General features: G+C 66.5%; 28 protein-coding genes and 1 tRNA gene. 14 read left to right on the forward strand and 15 right to left on the reverse strand.

Annotated features, from left to right (window positions below):
* Nucleotides 1-46: 46 nt before the first annotated feature.
* The 5 genes from DI606_RS12180 to DI606_RS12200 form a co-directional block, all read right to left on the reverse strand.
* Nucleotides 47-1,036, reverse strand: coding sequence for a nucleotidyltransferase family protein (locus DI606_RS12180; RefSeq protein WP_293983311.1), 990 nt, complete (start codon nucleotides 1,034-1,036; stop codon nucleotides 47-49).
* Nucleotides 1,033-1,896: an HprK-related kinase A gene (locus tag DI606_RS12185; RefSeq protein ID WP_293983314.1), complete on the reverse strand. Its 864-nt coding sequence runs from the start codon at nucleotides 1,894-1,896 to the stop codon at nucleotides 1,033-1,035. The genes DI606_RS12180 and DI606_RS12185 overlap by 4 nt, the downstream gene beginning before the upstream one ends.
* Entirely contained in the window at nucleotides 1,893-2,180 is a 288-nt protein-coding gene (locus DI606_RS12190; RefSeq protein WP_293983317.1) for an HPr-rel-A system PqqD family peptide chaperone, read from the reverse strand. Before DI606_RS12190 ends, DI606_RS12185 begins: the two co-directional genes overlap by 4 nt.
* A 60-nt stretch (nucleotides 2,181-2,240) precedes the next feature.
* Entirely contained in the window at nucleotides 2,241-3,407 is a 1,167-nt protein-coding gene (locus DI606_RS12195; RefSeq protein WP_293983320.1) for a glycosyltransferase, read from the reverse strand.
* 98 nt (nucleotides 3,408-3,505) lie between these two features.
* Entirely contained in the window at nucleotides 3,506-3,925 is a 420-nt protein-coding gene (locus DI606_RS12200) for a hypothetical protein (RefSeq protein ID WP_293983323.1), read from the reverse strand.
* Between the two features lie 104 nt (nucleotides 3,926-4,029).
* Here DI606_RS12200 and DI606_RS12205 point away from each other — a divergent pair, with 104 nt between their 5' ends.
* The 7 genes from DI606_RS12205 (at nucleotide 4,030) to phoB (ending at nucleotide 11,349) form a co-directional block, all read left to right on the forward strand.
* Complete coding sequence (locus DI606_RS12205; protein WP_293983326.1) at nucleotides 4,030-5,316, forward strand: ATP-binding protein; 1,287 nt, start codon at nucleotides 4,030-4,032, stop codon at nucleotides 5,314-5,316.
* 103 nt (nucleotides 5,317-5,419) lie between these two features.
* Nucleotides 5,420-6,472 carry a substrate-binding domain-containing protein gene (locus tag DI606_RS12210; protein WP_293983329.1) on the forward strand — a complete coding sequence of 351 codons (1,053 nt, stop codon included), beginning with the start codon at nucleotides 5,420-5,422 and terminating at the stop codon, nucleotides 6,470-6,472.
* 7 nt (nucleotides 6,473-6,479) lie between these two features.
* Nucleotides 6,480-7,874, forward strand: a complete 1,395-nt coding sequence (pstC, locus tag DI606_RS12215) for a phosphate ABC transporter permease subunit PstC (RefSeq protein WP_293983332.1) — start codon at nucleotides 6,480-6,482, stop codon at nucleotides 7,872-7,874.
* A complete protein-coding gene (pstA, locus tag DI606_RS12220) occupies nucleotides 7,871-9,136 on the forward strand; it encodes a phosphate ABC transporter permease PstA (RefSeq protein ID WP_293983334.1) in 1,266 nt (421 codons plus the stop codon). The genes pstC and pstA overlap by 4 nt, the downstream gene beginning before the upstream one ends.
* Before the next feature lie 5 nt (nucleotides 9,137-9,141).
* Nucleotides 9,142-9,930: a phosphate ABC transporter ATP-binding protein PstB gene (gene pstB, locus DI606_RS12225; protein WP_293983337.1), complete on the forward strand. Its 789-nt coding sequence runs from the start codon at nucleotides 9,142-9,144 to the stop codon at nucleotides 9,928-9,930.
* Between the two features lie 17 nt (nucleotides 9,931-9,947).
* Nucleotides 9,948-10,643 (forward strand): phosphate signaling complex protein PhoU, encoded by a 696-nt coding sequence (gene phoU, locus DI606_RS12230; RefSeq protein WP_293983340.1) that lies wholly within the window; start codon nucleotides 9,948-9,950, stop codon nucleotides 10,641-10,643.
* A gap of 4 nt (nucleotides 10,644-10,647) precedes the next feature.
* Nucleotides 10,648-11,349 carry a phosphate regulon transcriptional regulator PhoB gene (phoB, locus tag DI606_RS12235; protein ID WP_293983343.1) on the forward strand — a complete coding sequence of 234 codons (702 nt, stop codon included), beginning with the start codon at nucleotides 10,648-10,650 and terminating at the stop codon, nucleotides 11,347-11,349.
* A 4-nt stretch (nucleotides 11,350-11,353) separates the two neighbouring features.
* Here phoB and DI606_RS12240 read toward each other — a convergent pair whose 3' ends face one another.
* Together DI606_RS12240 and DI606_RS12245 are read right to left on the reverse strand one after the other, a co-directional pair.
* A complete protein-coding gene (locus tag DI606_RS12240; protein ID WP_293983389.1) occupies nucleotides 11,354-12,088 on the reverse strand; it encodes a hypothetical protein in 735 nt (244 codons plus the stop codon).
* 205 nt (nucleotides 12,089-12,293) lie between these two features.
* Nucleotides 12,294-12,596 (reverse strand): hypothetical protein, encoded by a 303-nt coding sequence (locus DI606_RS12245; protein WP_293983346.1) that lies wholly within the window; start codon nucleotides 12,594-12,596, stop codon nucleotides 12,294-12,296.
* Here DI606_RS12245 and DI606_RS12250 point away from each other — a divergent pair.
* Complete coding sequence (locus DI606_RS12250; protein ID WP_293983349.1) at nucleotides 12,580-12,831, forward strand: hypothetical protein; 252 nt, start codon at nucleotides 12,580-12,582, stop codon at nucleotides 12,829-12,831. The two genes, DI606_RS12245 and DI606_RS12250, sit on opposite strands and share 17 nt — an antisense overlap.
* Here DI606_RS12250 and def read toward each other — a convergent pair.
* Both def and recR read right to left on the reverse strand, forming a co-directional pair.
* A complete protein-coding gene (gene def, locus DI606_RS12255) occupies nucleotides 12,809-13,339 on the reverse strand; it encodes a peptide deformylase (protein ID WP_293983350.1) in 531 nt (176 codons plus the stop codon). The genes DI606_RS12250 and def overlap by 23 nt on opposite strands.
* Before the next feature lie 82 nt (nucleotides 13,340-13,421).
* Entirely contained in the window at nucleotides 13,422-14,018 is a 597-nt protein-coding gene (gene recR, locus DI606_RS12260; protein ID WP_293983392.1) for a recombination mediator RecR, read from the reverse strand.
* 109 nt (nucleotides 14,019-14,127) lie between these two features.
* Between recR and fmt the strand changes: the two genes are divergently transcribed.
* Nucleotides 14,128-15,036 (forward strand): methionyl-tRNA formyltransferase, encoded by a 909-nt coding sequence (gene fmt, locus DI606_RS12265; RefSeq protein ID WP_293983352.1) that lies wholly within the window; start codon nucleotides 14,128-14,130, stop codon nucleotides 15,034-15,036.
* 7 nt (nucleotides 15,037-15,043) lie between these two features.
* Nucleotides 15,044-15,784 (forward strand): tRNA pseudouridine(38-40) synthase TruA, encoded by a 741-nt coding sequence (truA, locus tag DI606_RS12270; RefSeq protein ID WP_293983354.1) that lies wholly within the window; start codon nucleotides 15,044-15,046, stop codon nucleotides 15,782-15,784.
* Nucleotides 15,785-15,786: 2 nt separating this feature from the next.
* Here the strand turns inward: truA and DI606_RS12275 are convergent, their stop codons facing one another.
* Nucleotides 15,787-16,509: a queuosine precursor transporter gene (locus DI606_RS12275; RefSeq protein WP_293983356.1), complete on the reverse strand. Its 723-nt coding sequence runs from the start codon at nucleotides 16,507-16,509 to the stop codon at nucleotides 15,787-15,789.
* 70 nt (nucleotides 16,510-16,579) lie between these two features.
* Here DI606_RS12275 and DI606_RS12280 point away from each other — a divergent pair.
* A tRNA-Arg gene (locus tag DI606_RS12280) sits at nucleotides 16,580-16,656 on the forward strand.
* 12 nt (nucleotides 16,657-16,668) lie between these two features.
* On the opposite strand, the gene DI606_RS12285 is transcribed toward DI606_RS12280, so the two are convergent.
* The 3 genes from DI606_RS12285 to DI606_RS12295 form a co-directional block, all read right to left on the reverse strand.
* Nucleotides 16,669-17,970 carry an MFS transporter gene (locus tag DI606_RS12285; RefSeq protein ID WP_293983358.1) on the reverse strand — a complete coding sequence of 434 codons (1,302 nt, stop codon included), beginning with the start codon at nucleotides 17,968-17,970 and terminating at the stop codon, nucleotides 16,669-16,671.
* Between the two features lie 55 nt (nucleotides 17,971-18,025).
* A complete protein-coding gene (locus tag DI606_RS12290) occupies nucleotides 18,026-18,823 on the reverse strand; it encodes a 2-keto-4-pentenoate hydratase (RefSeq protein WP_293983360.1) in 798 nt (265 codons plus the stop codon).
* A 92-nt stretch (nucleotides 18,824-18,915) separates the two neighbouring features.
* Nucleotides 18,916-20,439: a UxaA family hydrolase gene (locus DI606_RS12295; RefSeq protein ID WP_293983363.1), complete on the reverse strand. Its 1,524-nt coding sequence runs from the start codon at nucleotides 20,437-20,439 to the stop codon at nucleotides 18,916-18,918.
* Nucleotides 20,440-20,584: 145 nt separating this feature from the next.
* Here DI606_RS12295 and DI606_RS12300 point away from each other — a divergent pair, with 145 nt between their 5' ends.
* The 3 genes from DI606_RS12300 (at nucleotide 20,585) to kduD (ending at nucleotide 23,199) form a co-directional block, all read left to right on the forward strand.
* Entirely contained in the window at nucleotides 20,585-21,601 is a 1,017-nt protein-coding gene (locus tag DI606_RS12300) for a LacI family DNA-binding transcriptional regulator (RefSeq protein ID WP_293983366.1), read from the forward strand.
* Between the two features lie 119 nt (nucleotides 21,602-21,720).
* The gene (locus tag DI606_RS12305; RefSeq protein ID WP_293983369.1) at nucleotides 21,721-22,359 is read left to right on the forward strand and encodes an RpiB/LacA/LacB family sugar-phosphate isomerase; all 639 of its coding nucleotides are present in this window, start codon (nucleotides 21,721-21,723) and stop codon (nucleotides 22,357-22,359) included.
* Nucleotides 22,360-22,425: 66 nt separating this feature from the next.
* On the forward strand, nucleotides 22,426-23,199 hold the full coding sequence (gene kduD / locus DI606_RS12310; RefSeq protein ID WP_293983372.1) for a 2-dehydro-3-deoxy-D-gluconate 5-dehydrogenase KduD: 774 nt from the start codon (nucleotides 22,426-22,428) through the stop codon (nucleotides 23,197-23,199).
* A 99-nt stretch (nucleotides 23,200-23,298) separates the two neighbouring features.
* Here the strand turns inward: kduD and DI606_RS12315 are convergent, their stop codons facing one another.
* Together DI606_RS12315 and fsa are read right to left on the reverse strand one after the other, a co-directional pair.
* Nucleotides 23,299-23,568, reverse strand: a complete 270-nt coding sequence (locus DI606_RS12315) for a hypothetical protein (RefSeq protein WP_293983375.1) — start codon at nucleotides 23,566-23,568, stop codon at nucleotides 23,299-23,301.
* 100 nt (nucleotides 23,569-23,668) lie between these two features.
* Nucleotides 23,669-24,322, reverse strand: a complete 654-nt coding sequence (fsa, locus tag DI606_RS12320) for a fructose-6-phosphate aldolase (RefSeq protein WP_293983377.1) — start codon at nucleotides 24,320-24,322, stop codon at nucleotides 23,669-23,671.
* Between the last annotated feature and the right edge of the window lie 3 nt (nucleotides 24,323-24,325).

Genomic DNA, 24,325 nt, shown 5'->3' on the forward strand with positions numbered 1-24,325 from the left:
GCCATAACAGGACCATAGCATCGCCCCGGTTAACAATAGGTTGGCTTCATTGCGGTCGGTGGCCGCTGCGCCATTTGGTGAAAAGGTGGCGCGCCAGCATCGGCAGCGGCATCCGCAGAAGGTGGGAGCGGAGGTAGAAGGCGAACACGAGCGGCTTGCGCGTTTCCCGGCCCCACCCGTCGCGCGCGAGGAGGCGAGCGCGAACGACTCGGTCCCACAGGGTCAATCGCCCGCCGCCGCCGTAGATCGCATCTGCCAGACGACGCGCCTGCCTGACATGCCGCACCAACCCATGCAGCCTTGCCCGCCGATCCAGTGCCGCCGGATCGCAATGCGGCAGCAGGCTATGAATGTCCCAGAGGTTGCGAAGGCCACCCTGCAGGTCGCCGTCGGCCAGCATGTGCGCTGCGGCATGGACCACCCTGTCTTCAGGCGAAAGGACATGCAGCCCCCCTACCACCGGGACAGAGTCGGCCAGCAGCGCATCGGGGTCCGGCCGGGGCCGGGCGGTGAGCGGCAGAATATTGTGGTGAACGTCGATCATGCGGTCGCGCTCGGAATGGATCAGGGGGGGCAGTTCGTGCATCCATTGCCGGTAATAGGCGTCGTCATAGGCGTCTTCCTTCACCCATTCCCAGCCCGCCGCGATCAAGGCGCGTTCCACCCTGTCCATTTCCGTGCGCGGGACGAGGATGTCGAGATCGCCGATGAAGCGGCCCCGCCCCGCGCCAAGGTCGGCCGCCGCATAGGCAGCCCCCTTCAGCAGCACGACGCGGACGCCGCTAGCGCGCAGGGCGAAGGCGGCGCGATCCGCCTCCCAAAGCGCTTGCTGCGCTTCCCGTTTCGCGTCGGCGCGGGCATCGTCCAGCACCGCGCGGGCGGCAGGCGGCACATTCAGCCCTTCCAGCCGGAACGCCAGCGTGGCGATCAGCCGTTCGGCCTTGGCGGCGGCGAGAAGCGCGTTCCAGCCGGTTGCCGACAGCGCCTCGATACTCTCGGGTGCGCGCAGCACGCGCACGAGCAGCGCCCCGCTCATGCCTGTTCCTCCCACAATCGCTCGACCATGGCGATAGCGGCATCTCCGCTCGGGAAATCGATGGCGCAGGCGGGAACCTGCCGCACGAAGCGCGTCAGCGCGGTAAAGCCCGGTTCGCCGAGCGCGACATAGTTGGTCGACGCCTGCGTCAGGCGCATGAACACCTCGCCCTGCCCGACCGGTCGCCTGTCCTGCGCGTGACCGAAGCGGGGAAACAGCAGCAGGGCGGGCATTCCCCCTTCCGCCATGCGCGCCACAGCGTCAGGGCGGGGAACCATATGGCGAATGTCGCCCTTGGCAGTTCGGCGGAGCAACGGACCCATACGTTCAGGCCCGACCTCCCGCTCGACGGCGGCGATAGCGTTGTTCTTGAGGCTAACGAGGCGAGGGAAGGGAAGGATCGCCCCGCTCACGAGGTCAAGCAGCGCGAACTCGTCGCCCATGAAACGCCAGCCGCGCTCACCCAGCAACGCCGCCAGCGTCGATTTGCCCGAACCCGATTCGCCCGTCATGACGAGCACGCGCCCGTCCTTCTCCACGCTTGACGCATGAAGCAGCACATGCCGCCGCCACCCCAGCGCCATTTGCAAGTTCATGCCCATCTCCGCCGCCAGCAAACCGTGGGAAAGGCTCATTGGCGCAGCGTCGGCAAGGCCATGGTCGCCGGTGATGAAGATGGAGGGGCGCACCCAGCGGCGAAGCAGGCCGGTAGGCTGTAGCCGGACGGTGAAGTCGGCGATCTCCCCGTCCGCGCGTGGATAATCCGCGTACAGCCGCCGCAGCAACGCGACCGGCGAGGCCCAGGCCGATCCGATGCGAAAGGTCGCCGGACCGATACGGAGCGTGATGTCGTGTCTCATGTCGGGCGCACCAGTCCCAGCGCCGCCAGCGTTTCCAGATGCGCGGCGATAGCCTCCACCGCCGCGTCGCGCGGGCCAAGATCATAGTCGAGCGACAGATCGTCGTGAAGCGCCGCCGCCGTCACCGGCGCGCCGCTTTCCATCCGCTTCAGTATCTCCGGCACCGGGCTGATCACCATATGTGTCTGGCCCGAGCGGCGATGGTAGAACAGCGTCAGATCGTCGAGCGCACAGGTCAGGAGCGCCTCGGCGTCGCTGCGGCAATAGGCTGTCGTGGCGGACAATGTTCGGCACCCTTCGGCTCTTGGTCCCGCCTGCTCTAGCGCGGGAGCGTAGCCAAGTGCCTAACGCATCAACACCGGGCTGGCGACAGGGGCGGCGCCGACGGGCACATCGGCCAATATTTCGAAGGCACGCAGGTAGCCGTCGAGTGCGCGCTCCACACCGTGGTCGCGCACGGCATTGATCAGCCTGTCGATTGCGACCGGGTGCGCGACGGTGCGTTCGATGGCGCGGGCGAAGGCGGCGGCATCCCCCACCGGCACCACAGGATGCTGCGCCGCGTCGGCCAGGATCGGACGGATATTGGGGGTGCAATCGGTCGCAACCACCTGTGCCCCGCAGGCGAGCGCTTCGATAAGGGTCGCGCAAAGTCCTTCCCAGCAGGATGGCTGGAGCAGCACGTCAGCCCTGCCCATCAATTGCGCCAGCGCATCGGGGTCGCTCACATATCCGGCAAAGGTGACGCGGTCGGCGATGCCCAGCGCTTCGCATCTTTCGCGCAACCCGGCTTCGAGCGGCCCTTGCCCGGCGATGGTCAGCCGCCAGTCGATGTGTCGCAACCGCGCGAGCGCTTCGAGGCCCGTCGCATGATCCTTTTGCCGCGCGAGCCGCCCGACCATGAGAAATTGCCATGGCTCGTCGGGACGGCGAAGCGGGCGAGACGCGCCGATCCGCTCCATCGCGGGCGTGACGGTCGGACGGGGCAGCAGACGAACCGCGCCGCTTGCGCTCAGCAGGGCGCGGTCGTGCGCGCCCATGACAATTGTCAGGTCGCTCAGGCGACCGATCGCGCGAAACCGGGCGAGGCGCGCGGAAGCGGCCATGCCGGACTGGCCGGGCCGCACGACCGGGTTGGAGATGCGCGCCACCGCTTTCGTCCGCGTGCCGAGACAGGCGAGCGCAACCAGCATGTTGCTCTGGTTCCCGGCGGAATAGAGAATGTCGGGCCGGTGCTGGCGAACCATCGCGGCAAGGCGGGGATATTGTGCCATCATCGACAAGCGACGGGCGATGCGGGGAGCCTTCACCTGCCGCACCGGGACATCGGGCGCGATAAGATGCGCCGCAGCGCCCTCCAGCCGGGTCATCCACAATTCGACGGGAACGCCGCGCCGCACGAGGTGATTGGCAAGCAGGATCGCGACCCGGTCGAGCCCGCCGTCGCCCGGTTCGTAGAGGTAGACGGCAACGAACGGAGCCTGCTCCGCCGCGCGGCGATACTGATACAATGGCTATCCCCTGTGACGCGCGACCCTGCATGGGTTCGACGGCGTCAACACGGATATTCCGTCATCAGTTCAATTCGTTACGCCTCCAAACGCAAATTTCATCGCGGCATTTGCAGCGATGCGTAGCAAGTGAAGCCGCTGGTGCCGCGTTGCAGCCGGCGGATATAGTTCAGATAGGCCTGATTCTGTTCGTAGCCGGTGCCCGGCAGCCTTCCGCCCTGCATCGCCTGCTTGACCTGCTGCCCGGTGAAGGGCCGCCCCGCGCCGGGATAGGCACCCTGCGTGCCCGCCGGGACCAGAGTGCCGTTGGGCGCGATATAATTGCTGGCGCGCCCCTGATCTGGCACGGGAACAGTGCAGTTGAGCACGGAAGCGGCGGTGTTGGCGAGCGCCGGGCGGATCGACACGATCGCCGCGCCAGCGACCGCCCCGCCCATCAGCAGTTGGCGACGCGACGGCGTGGGCAGCGCTTGGGCGCGCGGGGCGTCGGCGTCCTGCGGCTGCGTCGGTTCGTCCATCCTACGTCCCTTATTTCTGTCAATGCGCTTGCCAAAGCGTAAAGATTGGCCGCTATTGGGTCCAGACATCGCAGCAAATGCGGGAAATATCCAGCGCGGTAACCATGAATCGACTGACCACTTCCCAGATAACCGCCTCTCTCGCCATGCTGTTGCTGGGGACGGGGGGCGCGTTGTTGATGGGCGGTTCGCCGCTCGCCATAGCGCTGCCGGTGCTGGCGGGCCTTGTCGTCATGCTGATCTGCGCGGAGGGCATTCCAACGCGGGTCGATCGCCCGGTGGTGGTGGCGGACATGCCCGACCTGACCGACCATCCCGCCTTTGCCAGCATGATCGAAGGGATCGCCGATCCGCTGATGCTGGTGGAACGCGGACGCATTCTGCGGGCCAACCGCGCGGCGCATCGATTGCTGGGCAATCATATCGAGGGCGAGGACGCACGCATCGCCATCCGTCACCCCGCCGCCGCCGAGCGATTGTCGAGCACCGCGCCGCTGGCCGAGCCGTTCAACATCGAACTGATCGGCGTCGGCGCGCGCGACGCGCGGTGGCAGATGCGCGTCGCGCCGGTGGGCGACGTGGCCGACATCCGCCGCCTCGTCCACCTCGTCGACCATAGCGGCACCCATGCCGCAGAAAAGATGCGCGTCGATTTCGTCGCCAATGCAAGCCACGAACTGCGCACGCCGCTGGCCGGCATATTGGGCTTCATCGAAACATTGGCCGACCCGGAAATGGGCAAGGATGTCGAAACGCGCCAGCGGTTCCTCGCCATCATGGACGGCGAGGCGCGGCGGATGCAGCGCTTGATCGACGACCTCATTTCCCTGTCGCGGATCGAATCGGAAAAATACCGTCTGCCCGACGCCCGCGTCGATCTTAGCGAACTGGCCGCCGAAGTCGTCGGCGTCTTCCGATCCAGCCGGGGCGAGCGTGGCCGCGAGGTGGAGATGGAGATCGCGCCCGCCGTGCCCGCCGTCCAGGGCGACCGCGCGCAACTGTCGCAGTTGCTCCACAACCTCATCGGCAATTCGGTCAAATATGGCCGACCGGGGAGCCCCATCAGGGTAACGCTGACCGAAGGGCCGAGCGGCATGGCGAAGCTGATCGTCGCCGACGAAGGCGAGGGAATCGCACCCGATCACCTGCCCCGTCTCACCGAGCGTTTTTACCGGGTCGATTCGGGGCGCAGCCGGGCGCTGGGCGGCACCGGGCTTGGCCTTGCCATCGTCAAGCACATCGTCGAACGGCATCGCGGGCGCTTCGACATCGCGAGCACTCTTGGCAAGGGCACGACCATCACCGTCCTGCTGCCCCCGCCTGTCGAAGACAGCATGGTCCGGATCGACGATAAAAGACGACCGTCGGCGCTTTCTGGGACGGTGTCATGAAAATGAAACCCAAGCGTCACAAAGCCGCGACGAACCGCGACTAGGGCGTTCCCATCGGAGGGGCGGCGACGAAGGACTCGCGGCCCATAGATTGGAGACGCGCGTGAAGAAGTCCGCCCTGCTCGCCGCCGGCGTTGCGAGCCTCTGCACCCTTGCCGCCTGCGGCAACGGGGCGGGAGGCGCGGGCGCAACGCGCGATCAGATCCGCGCCGTCGGTTCCTCCACCGTCTATCCCTTCGCCACCGCCGCCGCCGAAATCTTCGTACTGGGGACGCCGGGCGTAAAGTCGCCGATCATCGAGGCGACGGGTACGGGCGGCGGCATGAAACTCTTCTGCGCAGGCGTGGGCGCGCAATATCCCGACATCGAGAACGCGTCGCGCCGCATCAAGAAATCCGAATTCGAACAATGCCGGTCGAACGGCGTCAAGGACATCGTGGAGGTTCAGATCGGCGTCGACGGCCTCGCCTTCGCCCAGTCGAAAAAAGGCCCCGCCATCGCCGTCACGCCCAAGATCGTGTACGAGGCGCTGGCCGCCAACCCTTATGGCAAGGGCCAGAACCGGACGCAGACGTGGAAGGATGTCGACCCTGCCCTCCCCGCCATTCCGATCACCGTGCTCGGCCCGCCATCGACCAGCGGCACGCGCGATTCGCTGGCCGAACTGATCCTCGAAAAGGGGTGCCAGAGCGATCCCGCGATGAAGGCGCTGAAGGAATCGGACGAAAAGAAATATAAGGACATCTGCACCCGCGTGCGGGAAGACGGTCACTATGTCGACGCGGGCGAGAACGACAATCTGATCGTGCAGAAGCTCGGCGCGAACCCCGACGCCATCGGCGTGTTCGGCTTCAGCTTCCTCGAAGAAAACAAGGACAGCCTGCGCGACGTGCCGATCAACGGGATGCAGGCGACTTACGAAACCGTGTCGACCGGCCAGTACCCCGGCGCGCGCCCGTTGTTCGTATATGTGAAGAAAGCCCATATGAAGGCGATCCCAGGCCTTGCCGCTTACCTCGATACATTCGCCGTGAACTGGGGTCCAGGCGGCCCCCTCACCAAGCGCGGCATGGTCGCCGCGCCCGAAGACGTACGGGCGAAGAATGCCCGGATCGTCAAAATGCTGACCGTGCTCGACGGCGCGGAACTGAAGTAAGAGGCCCATGACCGGACCAGCCATCCTCCTGCTGCTCGCAGGCCTGGGCGCCATCGCCTGGGTCAGCGCTCGCGCCCGCGCCATCCGTCTGCAAACGCAGGCGCGCGAGACGGGCCGCCGCGACGCGGTGCATTCGCTCCCCGGCTTCCACGGCTGGTATGTGGCGCTGTGGGCGGTCGTTCCTGCCGCTCTGTTCCTGGCGGTGTGGGCGAATGTTTCGCCTGGGCTGGTGACGCAGAGCGTGCTGACGACCCCGGCCGCCCGGACCTTGCCCGCCGACGACTTTTCCCGCTCGGCGATCCTGGGCGAAGCGCGCGCGATCGCGAAGGGCGATCAGGCCGCCGCCTTCAACCCTGCGAGCGAACCGTTCGTCCAGCCCTACCGCGAGGCGGACAGCCGATACGGCATGGCGGGCGCTGCACTGGCGCTGGTTCTGGCCTTTGCCGGGGGCGCCTATGCCTTTACCCGCGTCCGCGCCGATTTCCGTGCGCGCACGCGGGTCGAGCGACTGGTGATGGCGTTGCTGCTGGTCGCGTCGCTGCTGGCCATCGTGACGACGCTGGGCATCGTCGCGTCGCTGCTGTGGGAAAGTTTCCGCTTCTTCTCGATGGTCAATCCCATAGACTTCCTCTTCGGCCTCAAATGGTCGCCGCAGTCCGCCGCGATGGGCTATGGCAACGAAGACGCCTTCGGCGCTGTGCCGCTGTTCTGGGGCACGATCTTCATCGGCGCGATCATCGCAATGATCGTCGCCATTCCCCTGGGCCTCATGAGCGCGGTCTACCTCACCCAATATGCGTCGCCCACAGTGCGGCGGTGGATGAAACCGATGCTGGAGGTGCTCGCAGGGGTGCCCACGGTCGTCTATGGCTATTTCGCGGCGCTGACCGTCGCACCGGCGCTGCGCGACCTGGCCGCCGCCATCGGCATCGGCGGCGCGAGCAGCGAAAGCGCGCTGGCCGCCGGCCTCGTCATGGGGGTGATGATCATCCCCTTCGTCTCATCCATGGCCGACGACAGCATCGCCGCCGTGCCGCAATCGATGCGCGACGGCAGCCTCGCCATGGGCGCGACCACCAGCGAAACGATCAAGCGCGTCCTCATCCCCGCCGCGTTGCCGGGCGTGGTGGGCGGCGTGCTGCTCGCGGTCAGCCGCGCCATCGGTGAGACGATGATCGTGGTGATGGCGGCGGGGCTTGCCGCCAACCTGACGCTCAATCCCTTTGCCAGCGTGACCACGGTGACGACCCAGATCGTCCAGTTGCTGACCGGCGACCAGGAGTTCGACAGCGCCAAGACGCTGGCCGCCTTCGCGCTGGGCCTGGTGCTGTTCATCGTCACGCTGCTGCTCAACATCGTGGCCCTGCGGGTCGTGAAGAAATATCGCGAGGCTTACGAATGAGTGCCGCCCCTCCATCCACCCATGTCCGGCGCCTGCCCACCGACTGGAAGTCGGACGCGATGCAGCGACGGATCGCGCGCCGCTATGCCGCCGAACGGCGGTTCAAGGCGGCGGGGCTGATCGCCGTGCTGCTGTCGGCGGCGTTCCTGGCCTTCCTGCTCGTCACGATGATGGGCAACGGCCTGCGCGGCTTCACCCGGACGCAGATCGCGGTGTCGGTGGATTTCCCCGCGTCGCCGCTGAAGCTCGATCCCGCCTCGATCACCGACACAGCGCTCGCCGAAGCGGGACTGCCGACGATGACCGCCGCGGTTGCCGAACGGGCGCTCGGCCCCGACGGCGACGACCTTATCGCGCCGACCGCCTGGCTCGCGATCCGCGACGCGATCAAGGACGACCCCTCGATCCTCAGACGGACCGAAACCATTCAGCTGCCCGCCGCGACCGCGATCGACCTTGCCAACAAGGGCAAGGGCACGCCGGAGGCGGAAGCGACCGTGGATCGGCTGAAGAAGGCCGGCGTGCTGTCGACCGGGTTCAATGCGACCTTCCTGTCGTCGAGCGACGGCACCGATCCGACGCAGGTCGGTATCTGGGGCGCGTTCAAGGGATCGCTGCTGACGATGCTCGTCACGCTGCTGCTGAGCTTCCCCATCGGCGTCGCCACCGCCCTCTACCTGGAGGAATATGCGCCCAAGACCTGGTGGACCGACATCATTGAGGTGTCGATCAACAATCTGGCCGCCGTTCCGTCGATCATCTTCGGTCTGCTCGGCCTCTCCATCTTTCTGAACTTTCTCTACCTGCCGCGCTCCGCCGCGCTGGTGGGCGGGATGACGCTGGCGCTGATGACCATGCCGGTCATCGTCATCGCCGGGCGCAACGCGATCAAGGCGGTGCCGCCCAGCATCCGCGACGCCGCGCTCGGCATCGGCGCGTCGCCCGTGCAGGTCGTGTTCCAGCATGTGCTTCCGCTCGCCCTGCCCGGCATCCTCACCGGCACCATCATCGGCATGGCCCGCGCGCTGGGCGAAACCGCCCCGCTGCTGATGATCGGGATGCGCGCCTTCATCGCGACGCCGCCCGGCGGCGTCACCGATCCCGCCACCGTGCTGCCCGTCCAGATCTTCCTGTGGTCCGACGAAGTGTCGAAGGGCTTCGTCGAGAAGACGTCCGCCGCCATCATCGTTCTGCTGGTCTTCCTGCTCGCGATGAACGGGCTCGCCATCTACCTGCGCAACAAATTCGAAAGACGGTGGTAACCGCCATGACCGAAGAACAAAAAGTCCTCGCCCCAGCCGACCCCAAGATGACCGCGCGCGACGTGAAGGTCTTCTACGGTCCCAAGCAGGCGATCAAGGGCGTCTCCATCGATGTCGACATGGATCATGTGACAGCCTTCATCGGCCCGTCGGGCTGCGGCAAGTCGACCTTCCTGCGCACGTTGAACCGCATGAACGACACCGTCGCCTCCGCTCGGGTCGAAGGGACGATCACGCTCGACGGGGACGACATCTACGCCCCCTCGATGGACGTGGTGCAACTGCGCGCGCGGGTGGGCATGGTGTTCCAGAAACCCAATCCCTTCCCCAAATCGATCTACGAGAATATCGCCTACGGCCCGCGCATCCACGGCCTTGCCGCGGGCAAGGCGGACATGGACGTGATCGTCGAGAAATCGCTGCGTCGCGCGGGATTGTGGGAGGAAGTGAAGGACCGGCTGCACGACAGCGGCACCGCTCTGTCGGGCGGTCAGCAGCAGCGCCTGTGCATCGGGCGCGCCATCGCGGTGGAGCCGGAGGTCATCCTGATGGACGAACCCTGTTCCGCGCTCGACCCCATCGCCACCGCCAAGATCGAGGAGTTGATCCACGAACTGCGCGGTCGCTATGCCATCGTCATCGTCACCCACAATATGCAGCAGGCCGCCCGCGTATCGCAGCGCACGGCCTTCTTCCACCTGGGCGAACTGGTGGAATATGGCGTGACATCCGACATCTTTACCAATCCGCGTCAGGAGCGGACCAAGGATTATATCACCGGTCGCTACGGCTGACCGGCGGGAGAGACGATATGGCTGAACATACGATCAAGGCTTTCGACGAGGAAATCGACACGCTGCGCGGTCTCATCGCAGAGATGGGCGGACGGGCCGAGGCGGCGATCGAGAATGCGATGGTCGCGCTGCTGCGGCAGAATCGCGATCTGGCAGCGCAGGTGGTCGCCGACGACAAGCGCATCGACGCGATCGAGGCGGAGGTCGAAAAGCTGGTGATCCAGATCATCGCCCTGCGCGCGCCGATGGCGAACGACCTGCGCGACGTGATCGCAGCGCTCAGGATCGTGAGCGTGGTCGAGCGCATCGGCGACTATGCCAAGAACATCGCCAAGCGCGTGCCGATGATCGTGACCAACAGCCGGACGATGGAGCCGGTGTCGCTGCTTCCTTCCATGGGGCAGGTCGCGGGCGAAATGGTGCACGACGCCCTTAACGCCTTTGCCGCGCGCGATCCCGACCTGGCGCTGGCGGTGGTGGAGCGCGACACGGTGGTCGACGATTTTTATAACAGCGTCTTCCGCACGCTGGTGACGTTCATGGTCGAAAATCCCAAGACGATCAGCGAATGCGCGCACCTGCTGTTCGTGGCCAAGAATATCGAACGTATCGGCGACCATGCGACCAATGTCGCGGAGATGGTCTATTACGCGGCGACCGGCAAGACCCTGCCGGATCGCGAACGCGGCCACGATTTCCAGCCGGAGGATTGAGCGCATGGCACGGGCGAAGATGCTGCTGGTGGAGGATGACGCGGCGCTCGCCGAACTGCTCATCTGGCATTTCAAGCGGGAGGATTTCGACGTCGCACATACCGTCGACGGCGAGGAAGCGCTGCTGATGGCGCAGGAGAATACGCCCGACATCGTGCTGCTCGACTGGATGGTCGAGAGCCTGTCGGGCATCGAGGTGTGCCGACGCCTGCGCCGCATGAACGGCACCGCCAACATCCCCATCATCATGCTGACCGCGCGCGGCGAGGAAGAGGATCGGGTTCGCGGGCTGGAAACCGGGGCGGACGATTATGTGACCAAGCCCTTTTCTCCGCGCGAACTGGTCGCGCGCGTGGGTGCGGTGTTGCGCCGGGTGCGCCCCGCTCTGGCCGGCGAGACGCTGACCTTCGCCGACGTGGAGATGGACACGGTGGGACACAAGGTGCGTCGCAGCGGGCAGGTGATTCCGCTCGGCCCGACCGAGTTCCGGCTGCTCAAGCATTTTCTGGAGCATCCCGGCTGGGTCTTCTCGCGCGAGCGGCTGCTCGACAGCGTGTGGGGGCAGGACAGCGATATCGAACTGCGCACCGTCGACGTGCACATCCGCCGCCTGCGCAAGGCGATCAACGGCGACGGGCAGTATCAGGATATCATCCGCACCGTCCGGTCGGCGGGCTACGCGCTCGACACCGAAGGGGTAGGCTGACCCGTCAGTCCGCCGCCGCGACCGATGCGGGCATTGCCGCCGGATAGGCGTGAAGCTGCGGGAAGACCGCTTCGGGCGACTTCACGTCGGGGAGGATGTAGACATAGCCTCCCCGCTTCGCAAACAGCGGGCTGACCTTCGCATAGAAGCGCTTGGGCACGTTGATGCAGCCGAAGGTGATGCGGTTGTCGGCGATGTCGGGAGACAGCATCCGCTCCACCCGCTTTTCCTTGGGATTGCCGGGTGGAATGGTGTGGAGCGCGACCGAGGTCGTATAGTCGACCCACAGCACGCGGGTCTTGCCCGCCGCGACCCCGAACTTTGCAAGGAAGCGACCGGCCGGGGTGGTCTTTTCCGCCGGGCCGATCTCCGCCAGAGATTTGGCGCCGACGCCGGGCGTCGCATCGTCGCCCGCCATGATGCCGATCAGCGCCGGCGCGTCGGCGACCAGCGCGCCCTTGGCATCGTAGAGCCAGATGCGGGCGGCCTGCTTGTCGAGGATGACGTAGGGCAGCTTTCCATTGTCGCGCGCGGACCCGACCCAGCCCATCACGCGCTGCGCGGCGGGGGTGGGATCGACGACCATTTCGGTCGCGTCGGGGGCGGCTGGGGGCGCGTCCGCACGGGGCTTGGCGCGGCCCGGAACGGCCTTCTTTTTGGGGGTTTTGGCGGCCTGATTGCTGGGGGCAAGGGCACGTTTCGCGACAGCGAAGTAGACAGCCGATGCATGATTTTCGATCGATGAACGACCGGACGCATCGTCAGCGATTGATGACTGGAAATCACGAATGAAGACAGCGGCGTGGGCCTGCGTCGGCGTCAGAAAGGTCAAGGCCAGCGCGGCTGACCCCGGCAACGATGTCATCATCAAGGGCGGTTACTCGAAAAGATCGGACGAAAAGGGCGGCGCGCCCGGTGCGCGCCGCCCTTCGATCCGGTTGCCGTCAGTTGCGCGGACGCTTGCGCTGCGCTTCGACCATGCGCTGTTCGACGCCATCGACGCGCGAGCCGAGCTGGTCGAGACGCTGACCGTTCTGCTGTGCCTGACCCGCGGCCGAGCGCGCTTCGCCCAGCGCCTGCTGTGCGGTGGCGTCGGTCTGCTGGAGGCGCGAATCGAGCGCATCGACGCGCTGGTTCACGGTCGCGACCTGTTCGCGCACGAAGCCCTTTGTGGCGCACCCGCCCAGGCCCAGTGCGCCCACCAGCACCAGCGAGAGGGGAACGATCTTCTTGACGGAAGGCGACATGGTTATTGCTCCTTTAATTTTCCAAGCGAAACGGTTCCAAGCCGAGCAAGGTTCATCCGACAAGCGAGATTCCGACGATTTGTGCATCCTGCCCGACCAATGGAACAAGATGAACGGATTGAAAGAAAAGGATTTTTTGGCGAAAACACAAGAAAAAACGCCCCGACCGCAAGGTCAGGGCGTTGCTTTACTTGGACATTCCCGGTTTTCGGTCAGGCCGCCTTGCGCGCCTTGATCAGCTTCTTCATCAGCATGTCGCGCTTCAGCCGCGAGAGGTGGTCGATGAAGAGAATCCCCTCCAGATGATCCATCTCATGCTGGAGGCAGGTGGCGATCAGCCCTTCGAGCTGCTCCTCATGGATGCGCCCGTCGCGGTCCATCCAGCTGGCACGGATGACGGCGGGACGCTCCACTTCGGCGAACTGGTCGGGAACGGACAGGCAGCCCTCGTTATAGACGGACAGATCGTCCGACCCCTTGAGGATTTCAGGGTTGATGAACACCAGCGGCTTCTTGACCGGGGGGGCACCTTCCTTGTCCGATTCGGGTTCCTGAAGGTCGATCACCAGTACCCGCTTGGGCACGCCGACCTGGATCGCGGCGAGGCCGATGCCGGGCGCGTCGTACATGGTGTCGAACATGTCGTCGATCAGGGTTTGCAGATCGTCGTCGATGGTTTCGACCGGGGTCGAAATGGAGCGCAGGCGCGGATCGGGCGCTTCTAGGATGGGACGGATTGCCATGATCGAAACATAGGCGGAACGGCCAATCGATTCAAGCTGGCGCTGCGCCGCGCTTTTTCGATCAGACCGATCGGGTGCGCCGTCAACCCACCGGTCTTCGCGCGCGCAACGCCTGCGCCAGCGTGCCTTCGTCGAGATAGTCGAGTTCGCCGCCGACCGGGACACCGTGGGCAAGCTGCGTCAGGCGAATGGGGAAACGCTCCAGCCGCTCGGCCAGATAATGGGCGGTCGTCTGCCCCTCCAGCGTCGCGTTCATCGCCAGCACGACCTCGTCGATGCCGCCCGCCTCCACCCGCGCGACCAGCGCGTCGATGGTCAGGTCCTCCGGCCGCACCCCCTCCAGCGCCGAAAGCCGACCGCCCAACACATGGAAACGGCCAGGAAACAGGCGCGACCGGTCGAGCGCCCAGAGGTCGGACACATCCTCCACGACGCATAACGCGCGCGCGTCGCGGCGGGGATCGGCGCAGATGCCGCACGGATCGACGGTATCGACATTGCCGCACACCCCGCAGGTCACGAGCCGTTCGTTCACCGCCTCCAGCGCGCGCAGCAGCGGCTCCATCGCGCTTTCCCGGCGTTTGAGGAGATGCAGCACCGCACGCCGCGCCGAGCGGGGACCAAGGCCCGGGAGCCGCGAGAGCGCTTGCGTCAAAGTGTCGATTTCGGGAGAGGCCATGGCGTGAGATAAGGGGTTGCATGTCCCGTCGACAAGGGGTTTGAGGATCGTCTTTGGAAATGCGCCGTGGGGCGCGTTTGGGATGCGGCACCGGAACTGGGAACCGATCATGCGTATCGTCTATATGGGCACCCCCGATTTCGCCGTTCCCGCGCTCGACGCGCTGATCGCGGCGGGGCATGAGGTCGTTGCGGTCTACAGCCAGCCGCCCCGCCCCGCCGGCCGGGGCAAGGCGCTGCGCCCCTCCCCCGTGCATCTGCGGGCGCAAGCGCTGGGGATCGACGTGCGCACGCCACTGTCGCTCAGGGACGCGGACACGCAGGGGGCGTTCGCAGCGCTGGCGGCGGACGCGGCGGTCGTGGCGGCATACGGGCTCATCCTGCCGCGCGCGATCCTCGCCGCGCCGCGCCATGGCTGCATGAACATCCACGCTTCGCTGCTGCCGCGCTGGCGCGGGGCCGCGCCGATCCAGCGGGCGATCCTGGCCGGCGACAATGTGACCGGCGTCACAATCATGGACATGGAAGCCGGGCTCGACACCGGCCCGATGCGCGCCAAGCACGTCACCCCGATCGAGGACAAGACGGCAGGCGCGCTGACCGCCGAACTGGCGATGGCGGGCGCGGAACTGATGGTCGAGGTGCTGGACGACCTGACGCTCCACCCGCCGATGCCGCAGCCCGACGAGGGCGTGACCCATGCCGCCAAGATCGACAAGGCCGAAGCCCGCATCGACTTCACAAAGGGCGCCCATGCGGTCGAGCGGCAGGTGCGCGCGTTCAATCCCGCGCCGGGCGCTTTCTTCGAATATCGTGGCGAGCGATTCCGCATCCTGGCCGCTCATGTGGAGCATCATGGCGGCGAACCGGGCATGTTGCTGGACGACAGCCTCTTGATCGGGTGCGGCCATGACGCTCTTCGCCCGACGCTGATCCAGCGGGCGGGCAAGGGCGCAATGAGCGCGGGCGAACTGCTGCGCGGATTCGACATGCCTGCGGGCAGCCGCGTCGGAGAGTGAGCGGCGCATGACCCGTTTCGCCTTCACCGTCGAGTTCGACGGCCGCCCCTTCATGGGCTGGCAGCGCCAAGCGCATGGACCGAGCGTCCAGCAGAGCATCGAGGACGCGATATCCAAGGTCACGGGCGAGCGCGTCGCGGTCCATGCGGCAGGGCGCACCGACGCAGGAGTGCACGGCATCGGCATGCGCGCCCACGCCGATATCGCAAAGGCGATTGCGCCCTTTCGCCTGATGGAGGCGCTGAACGCGGTGATGCGTCCCGCACCGGTGGCGATCCTCGATTGCGAGGAAGCGCCGGGCGACTGGCATGCGCGATTTTCCTGCACGGGCCGGTCCTATGTCTACCGCATCGCCAACCGACGGGCGCCGATGACGTTCGAGAACGGGCTGGTGTGGCGGGTAATCCAGCCGCTGGACGCCGGGGCGATGCACGCGGCGGCGCAGATGCTGGTGGGGCGGCACGATTTCACCACTTTCCGTTCGGTCCATTGCCAGGCGGCCAGTCCTGTGAAGTCTCTCGACCGGCTGGACGTGGAGCGCGACGGCGACCGGATCGCGATCCATGCGCAAGCGCGATCCTTCCTGCATCATCAGGTGCGCTCGATGGTCGGGTGCCTGGCGATGGTGGGCATGGGGCGGTGGCGGGCGGAAGACCTGCGCGCCGCATTAAACGCGCGGGATCGCGCCGCCCTCGCCCTCAACGCGCCGCCGGACGGGCTTTATTTCGTGCGCGCAACCTATCCGTAGAGTCAGGTCAGCGTCGTGCGGAACGGGGTGAAGTCGGTATGCTCGTCATAGATGTCGAGCCCCTCGCGCCGCTTGACGAAGCCGACCACGGCATAGGTGACCGGCGTCAGCAACGCTTCCCAGCCGACCTTCATCGCCCAGTTGGTGACCATCACCGTCGCCACCTGCGCGTCGGTCCACTGGCCGTAGAAGGCAAGCGGGTAGAAGAGCAGGCTGTCCACCCCCTGCCCCACCACGGTCGACCCGATGGTGCGCATCCACAAATGGCGCCCCTGCGTCAGGAGCTTCATCTTGGAGAGGACGAAGCTGTTGGCGAACTCGCCCGCCCAAAAGGCGCATAGCGAAGCGAAGACGATGCGCCAGGTGCTGCCGAACACGGCCTCATAGGCTTTCTGATCGGGCCAGCCGTCGGCGGGCGGCAGGGCGACGACCACCCAGCTCATGAGCGCCATGAAGATCATCGCGGCGAACCCCGCCCATACGCACCGCCGCGCGCGGGCATAGCCATAGACTTCGGTCAGCACGTCGCCCAGCACATAGCCCAGCGGAAAGAACAGGATGCCCGCCCCGAAGGTGAAGCCGCCCACGCTCGACAGCTTGGCCGCGCCGATGAGGTTGGACAGCAGCAGGATCGTAACGAACGCCGCCATGAAAAAGTCGTAGTAGCGCAGCGGCCGCGCGCCCAGCGCCCCTGCGTCCATCCGCTGCAATGCCCCGTCGTTCATGGCCGCGATGATTATCGGCTGCCCTGCCGATTGCAAGCTGCCCCTGCGACCGCTATTCGCGACAGGCGACGGCCCCGTAGCTCAGTTGGATAGAGCATTCGCCTTCTAAGCGAATGGTCGCAGGTTCGAATCCTGCCGGGGTCGCCAGCCTGCCGCCTTTCACACCCGGGCGGGGGCCAGGCGGGGGCTGAGGATGTGCACGACGGCGAGCGCCAGCAGATAGGCGCTGGAGCAGAGCGCGAACAGGATTTCGTAGCTGCCGGTCGTGTCGAGGATATAGCCGGTGAAGAGCGCCATCCCCATGCCGCCCAGCGCACCCACGGTGCCGCCGATGCCGATGACCGACCCCACCGCCCCGCGCGGGAACATGTCGGAGGGAAGCGTGTAGAGATTGGCCGAGAACGCCTGGTGCGCGGCGGTGGCAAGGCCGATGATCAGCACCGCGCCCCACACGCTGTCGATGCTTTGCGCAAACCAGATCGGCAGGACGAGGATCGCGCACAGCAGCATGGTGAGCTTGCGCGCCGCGTTGGGCGTGCGCCCGGCCTTGATGAGGCGCGAGGACATCCAGCCGCCGAACACCGAACCGCCGTCCGAGATGAGGTAGATGGCGGCGAGCGGCAGCCCGAAGGTCTTCAGATCCATGTCGTAGCGCTGGAAGAGGTAACCCGGCAGCCAGAACAGGAAGAACCACCAGATCGGGTCGATCAGGAACTTGCCGAGCGCATAGGCCCAGGTTTCCCGGACCGTGAGCAGGCGGCTCCACCCGATCTTTTCGACCGGGTCCGCCGGGTCCTGCTGAATCCAGGCGAGTTCGGCGTCGGAAACGCGCTTGTGTTCGGACGGGTGGCGATAGATCGACCACCAGGCGATCAGCCAGAGGATGCCGAAAATGCCGGTGAGGAAGAAGGCCGCGCGCCACCCGAACCAGAGGACGAGCGCGGGAACGAGCAGCGGGGTGATGATCGCCCCCACGTTCGCGCCTGCATTGAACAGGCCGATGGCGTAGGCGCGCTCACGCTGCGGGAACCAGTCGGTAACCGCGCGGATGCCCGCCGGAAAATTGCCGCTTTCGCCGACGCCCAGGCCGAAGCGCGCGGCAGCGAAGCTGGCGACGCCGGTCGCAAAGCCATGCGCCATGTGGCCCACCGTCCAGACGAGAATGGCGATGGTATAGCCAAGCCGCGCGCCGACCACGTCGACGATGCGGCCAAAGCCGATATAGCCCACCGCATAGGCGACCTGAAACCAGAAGACGATGCTGGCGAAATCGCTTTCGGACCAGCCGAATTCGGCGGCAAGCGTCGGCTTCAGCACGCCGATCATCTGCCGGTCGATATAGTTGACCGCCGTCGCTGCGAACAGCAGCGCCACGATCACCCAGCGATAGCGACCGCCTGCCGCGGCGCCGGCCGCGATGGCAGGCTGCTGCCGACCGGTTTCCGCAGGGACTTCAACCATCGTCACTCTCCTCCATGCGGCGGCCGGGTCTTGCCGGTCCGACCGGTCCGTGCCCTCAGCGGGGCGTTGCGGCGCTTATCCGGCAGGCGACTTCGCCATGCCCTTCGAAAATTGCACGGAAATGCTGGCCCACGCACACGGAGTGGACGCCGGTGATCGCACCGGTCGACACCCACAGACCGGCCGACACATCGATGCCGCGCGCAACGAGGTTCGACAGGAGGAAGCGCACTGCGCCATAGGGTCCGTCGAGCATCGTGGCGGCGGTGGCGGCGCCGACTTCTTTACCGTCGATTTCGCTCCGCACCGGAACGGCGCACAGGTCGACCGCGCGCCAGTCCGGCAGGGGGACGCCCAGGACAAGACCGGCATTGTTGCCGAAGTCGGAGACGGTGACCGCCGGGCCATCGGCATTGATGCCGGGATAGGGGGAACTGGCGACCTCTATGCCGAGCCGCACATCGTCGAGGATCGCCTTCACGCCATCGTCGTCGGTCGGCACCGCACCGGAAAAGCCCGGCGCGACATGCAGCAGCCATTCCGCCTCGCCTGCGGCAAAACCGCCTTCGTAAACCGGCATGGCAGGGCCGTGCCCATCCGCCGCATCGACGAAGCTGTCGGCGAACATCGGCCCGGCAAGGCGGTCCGAACCCATTTCCCGGTCGAGCGGCGCGTTGATCCGCCCCACTTTCCAGCCCGCAGCCTGCCGACCGTCGAGAGCCAGTGCGCGATCCTGAATGGCATAGGCGTCGGCCAGCGTCCGGGGCCGTTCGCCCGGATATACGGCAATGGCACGCGCCTCACGCCGAGCGCAGACGAAAGCCGACGCCACCTGTTCCACATTATTACCCAAATTCGTTCCCGCCTCTTGTCGTAAACCGTTCCGCCATTGCGTATAGGAAACCGGTGTCATTCGCAAGCATGCGCGGCTTTCCGGGTTTCGTCTCAGAGCGTGACGCCCTTCTTCCAGATGGCGATGGCGCGTTGCCCATGGCGTTCCGCGGCAGTCCGCTCCCCGCTTGCGATGGCGAGCAGGCGGTCGAGGAAGGCGGCATCCGCCGCCCCCGCCCCTTCGTCCAGCACGCGCGATGCGTCGAAGTCGATCCAGTGCGGCTTGGCCCGCGCCAGATCGCGGTTGGACGCGACCTTGACCGTCGGCGAGGGAAAGCCGAGCGGAGTGCCGCGCCCGGTGGTGAACAGCAAGAGCGTCGCGCCCGCCGCCGTCAGCGCGGTGGAGGATACGGCATCGTTCCCCGGCGCTTCGAGCAGCGCGAGGCCGGGGGCGTGCGCCCGGTCGCCATAGCCGATGACCGAGGCGAGCGGCGCGGTCCCCGCTTTCTGCACCGCGCCCGCCGATTTTTCCTCCAGCGTTGTGATGCCGCCCGCGATGTTGCCGGGAGAGGGATTTTCCGACACGGGCAGGCCCTGGTCGAGATAATAGCGCTTGAAACGGTTCACCAGCGCGGCGGCGGCGTCGAACGTCGCTGGATCCACCGCGCGCTCGAACAGCCCCTGCTCCGCGCCGAAGATTTCGGGAATTTCGGTGAGAATCGGGATGCCGCCCGCTGCCGCCAGCCTTTCGCTGAACCGTCCGAGCAGCGGATTGGCGGTGAGGCCCGAAAAGCCATCCGACCCACCGCATTTGAGACCGACCGTCAGGGCCGACAGAGGCAGCGCCTCCCGATCCGCACGGGCGGCGTCCGCGACCAGTTCGTCGACCAGAACGGCGGCCTCCGCCATCTCGTCGCCCGCCGACTGGGAAGACAGCGTGCGCACCTTCGCCCGGTCGGGGGCCGGAATGGCGTCGAGGAGCGCGCCGAGCTGGTTCGATTCGCAGCCCAGGCCCAGCAGCAGCACGCCCGCCGCGTTGGGATGGGCCGCCAGCCCCGCCAGCAATGCGCGCGTGCCGCCCAGATCGTCGCCCAGTTGCGAACAGCCATGGGGATGCGGCAGCGCCAGGATGCCGTCGATGCGCCCGGCGGCGATCGGCGCGGCATGGCGCGTTTCGGCGGCGCGGGCGATCTGTTCCGCAGTGATCGCGACGCAACCGACGGTCGGGATGATCCATATCTCGTTGCGCGTTCCCGCCCGCCCATCGGCCCGACGGTAGCCGCGCCAGGTCGGTGTCGCTCCTCCTTGCCCGGCTGCCGCCGCCGCAGGAGTCGCAGCGGGCGCATAGCGGACCTCCCCCTCCAGCGCGGTGGCGAGATTATGGGTGTGGATATGCTCGCCCGGCGCAATCGACGCCGTTGCGCGACCGATGGGCAGGCCGAACTTCACCACCGCTTCCCCCGCCGCGCAGGGACGCAGGGCAAATTTATGCCCCTTGGGAATGGCGTGGACCAGCCGCGTCTCCTGCCCGCCCGCGCGCACGATTTCCCCCGCTTCCAGCGGGCGGAGCGCGACCGCCACGCCGTCGCGTTCATGGACCTTGAGCGCGTCGGGAACGGACAATGCGGCAGTCGTCATGGGCCTCAATCGAGCAATCGGAGATACCGACCGTCTAGCAATGTGGTAACCGGTGTCAACGGCATCCATTGCCAGAAGCGTCCATGTCGGCCTAGGAGATCGGGCGGCGCGGCTTCGCCGTGCGGGCAAGGGGCATGGAAGCAGCGTGACGAAGGCAACCGACAGCAAGCCGACCATCAACGATGTCGCCCGCCTCGCCGGGGTCTCCAAAAAGACGGTGAGCCGCGTCATCAACCGGTCCCCCCTGCTGAACCAGGCGACGCGGGAAAAGGTGGAGGCGGTGATCGCGGACCTGGGCTATGTCCCCAATCCGCAGGCGCGCGCGCTGGCGCTGCGGCGCAATTTCCTGATCGGCCTGATCCACGACAATCCCAATGCGCAGATGGTTCTGGGCGTACAGGAAGGCATATTGTCTGCGATCCGCGACACCGAATTCGCGCTGGTGGTGCGCCCGGTCGACCGCCATTCGCCCGCCATGCTCGACGATGTGCGCGCCTTTCTGGTGCAGCAGCGGCTGTTCGGCGTCATGCTGTTGCCGCCGATCTCCGAGAATGATGCGCTGGCACAGCTGTGCGACGAACTGGGGGTCAGCTGGGTGCGGATGGGGTCCGCGCGGCTGGACGCGGACGAGCATATGGTCGCATCCAACGACCGGGAAGCGGTGGCGAATGCCATGGCCTACCTGATCGCGCGGGGCCATCGGCGCATCGGCTTCGTCGCGGGGCCGGAGGGTTTCCGGTCCGCCGCCGAGCGCGAGGCGGGCTATCGCGACGCGCTGGAACAGGCAGGGATCGCCATCGATCCCGCGATCATGGCGAAGGGCAGCTACCGCTTCGAAACGGGCATAGAGGCGGGCCGCGCCCTGCTGGCCGTCGACCCGCGCCCGAGCGCGATCTTTTCGAGCAACGATGAAATGGCGGCCGGCGTGCTCCATGCCGCGCGGGCGCTGGACATCGCGGTGCCCGAAGAGCTTTCGATCGTGGGATTCGACGATACCGCCATCGCCGCGCACATCTGGCCGCCTCTCACCACCGTGCGCTGGCCGATCAAGGCGATGGCGAGAGCGGCGGCGATCAAGCTGATCGATCCGGCGGACGCCCCGCGCCAGCCATCCCACTTCCTGTCCGACCTCATCGAACGCAGTTCGGTCGCCCCGGCCTGACACGCCTTAAGCGGATCGAGCGACAAACGTCTTGCGCGCCCTCATGACACCGGTTACCATGATCGCCAATCCAGCCATCAGCAGCGCTCCGCCCGCAGGCGAAGCCGAGAGGACCAGCCATGAAGATCGCGCTCATCACCGAAAACAGCCAGGCCGCCAAGAACGGCGTCATCCACGAGGCGCTGACCGGCGTGGCGGAGCCGCTGGGCCATCAGGTGTTCAACTATGGCATGTACGGTGCGGAGGACGCGGCATCGCTGACCTATGTCATGAACGGCCTTTTGACCGGCATCCTGCTCAATAGCGGCGCGGCGGATTTCGTCGTCACCGGATGCGGCACCGGCATGGGATCGATGCTGGCGTGCAACGCGATGCCGGGCGTGTTCTGCGGCCTCGTCATCGACCCGACCGACGCGTTCCTCTTCGGCCAGATCAACGATGGCAACGCGATTTCCATGCCCTATGCCAAGGGCTTCGGATGGGCCGCCGAACTTAACCTGCGCGATGTCTACGCCAAGCTGTTCGACGGGGAGCGCGGCCTTGGCTATCCCAAGGAACGCGCAGAGATCATGCGCACCAATCGCGGTATCCTGAAGGACCTGAAGGCCGCGACCTGCAAGGATATGGCGACCGTGCTGCAAAGCGTGGATCAGGACCTGCTCAAGGCCGCCGTCGCGGGGGAACGGTTCAAGGACTATTTCTACGCCCATGCGACGGACGAGGCCATCGTCGCGCACATGCGCACGATTACGGGCTGACCGCTCGCCCGGGCAGGACGCGAAGGCCGCCGTCCGCGCGGCCCGCCAGACAGGCAGAGGATGACGATGACCAGCAAACCCTTCGATCTTTCCGGCCGCGTCGCGGTCGTCACCGGGGCGAATACCGGCATCGGCCAGGGGATTGCGGTCGCGCTGGCGCAGGCCGGTGCCGACATCGCGGCGGTGGGGCGCACCCCCGCGATCGAAACCGCGGCGCTCGTTCGCGCGATGGGGCGCAGGTGCGAACTGGTCGAGGCCGACCTGTCGACCATCGCGCCGGTGCGCGACGTGGTGGATCGGGTCGTCGGCACGCTCGGCGGGATCGACATCCTCGTCAACAATGCGGGCATTATCCGCCGCGCCGATTCGGTCGACTTCACCGAAGCCGACTGGGACGCGGTCGTCGACACCAACCTCAAGTCCGTGTTCTTCCTCTGCCAGGCGGCGGGGCGGCACATGATCGCACGGCGGGAAGCGGGTGGGCCGCGCGGCAAGATCGTCAACATCGCCTCGATGCTGAGCTTTCAGGGGGGCATCCGCGTGCCGAGCTATACCGCAAGCAAGAGCGGCGTTGCGGGGCTCACCAAGCTGCTCGCCTGCGAATGGGCGGCCAACGGCGTCAATGTGAACGCCATCGCGCCGGGCTATATCGCGACCGACAACACCGCCGCGCTCCAGGCGGACGAGACGCGCAATCGCCAGATCGTGGAGCGTATCCCCGAGGGGCGCTGGGGCGATCCGGCCGACATCGGCGGGGCCGCCGTGTTCCTTTCCAGCAGCGCTGCCGACTATGTGCAGGGGCATGTGCTCGCCGTCGACGGGGGCTGGCTGGCCCGCTGATCCCGCCATGCGCGGCGCACACCCGGCGCGGCCTGATCGGCGCGGCGGCCCTGCTGGCGACGCCCGCGATCACGGCTTCCCGATGCTGCGGCCCGGCCTTTACGCGGCGGGGCCAGACGGGGCGGCGTTCAGCGATTTCCGGTACGAGGCGCTCGACGACTGGGGCCCGCGCGCCGCGAGCCCGGCGACCGGACTCATCGCCTCGCCCGCCCGGTCGAGCAACGCTTCCTCCAGCAACAGGGCGCGATTGGCATATTGCTGAGCCATTTCCCAATGCAGCCGCGCGGCCAGCGGGTCGGAGAGGGCCTGCGCCGTCTTCAGTTCCTGCTGCGCGCGCCGACGGTAATAGACGACGTCATCCTCGTGCATCGTTTGTCTCCAGTCTGTCCCGTCCTCATGCGCCCGGATGCCGGACGGCTCCATAAACTGGATCAAGGACGGAGACGGACGAAGATGACCGTAACGCCCCTCAAAGGATCGTCTGGCCGGTCTTGGCCCAGTCCGCGGCGAAGGCGTCCAGGCCCTTGTCGGTCAGGACATGCTTGGAGAGCATCTTGATGACGGCGGGCGGCGCGGTGATGACGTCGGCGCCGATCTTCGCACAGTCGAGCACATGGATCGGGTGCCGCAGCGAGGCGGCAAGGATTTCGGTGCGGAAGCTGTAATTGTCGTAGATCAGGCGAATGTCCTCGATCAGCGCGAGCCCGTCGAAGCCATTGTCGTCGTGCCGCCCGACGAAGGGCGAGATGAAGGTCGCGCCCGCCTTCGCCGCCAGCAGCGCCTGGTTGGCGGAGAAGCAGAGCGTCACGTTGACCTGCGTCCCCTCGCCGGTCAGCGCCTTGCACGTCTTGAGCCCGTCGATGGTGAGCGGCACCTTGATGCAGACATTGTCGGCGATCTTCCGCAGGATTTCCGCTTCCTTCATCATCGTCTCATGATCGAGCGCGACGACCTCTGCGGAAACGGGGCCGTCCACCACGCCGCAGATTTCCTCGATCACTTCAAGGAACTTGCGGCCCGACTTGTGGATGAGGCTGGGGTTGGTGGTGACGCCGTCGAGCAGCCCGGTGGCTTCCAGTTCGCGGATTTCGGCGATGTCGGCGGTGTCGACGAAGAATTTCATGGC

This window comes from Sphingobium sp. (assembly GCF_003248505.1).
GTDB lineage: Bacteria > Pseudomonadota > Alphaproteobacteria > Sphingomonadales > Sphingomonadaceae > Sphingobium.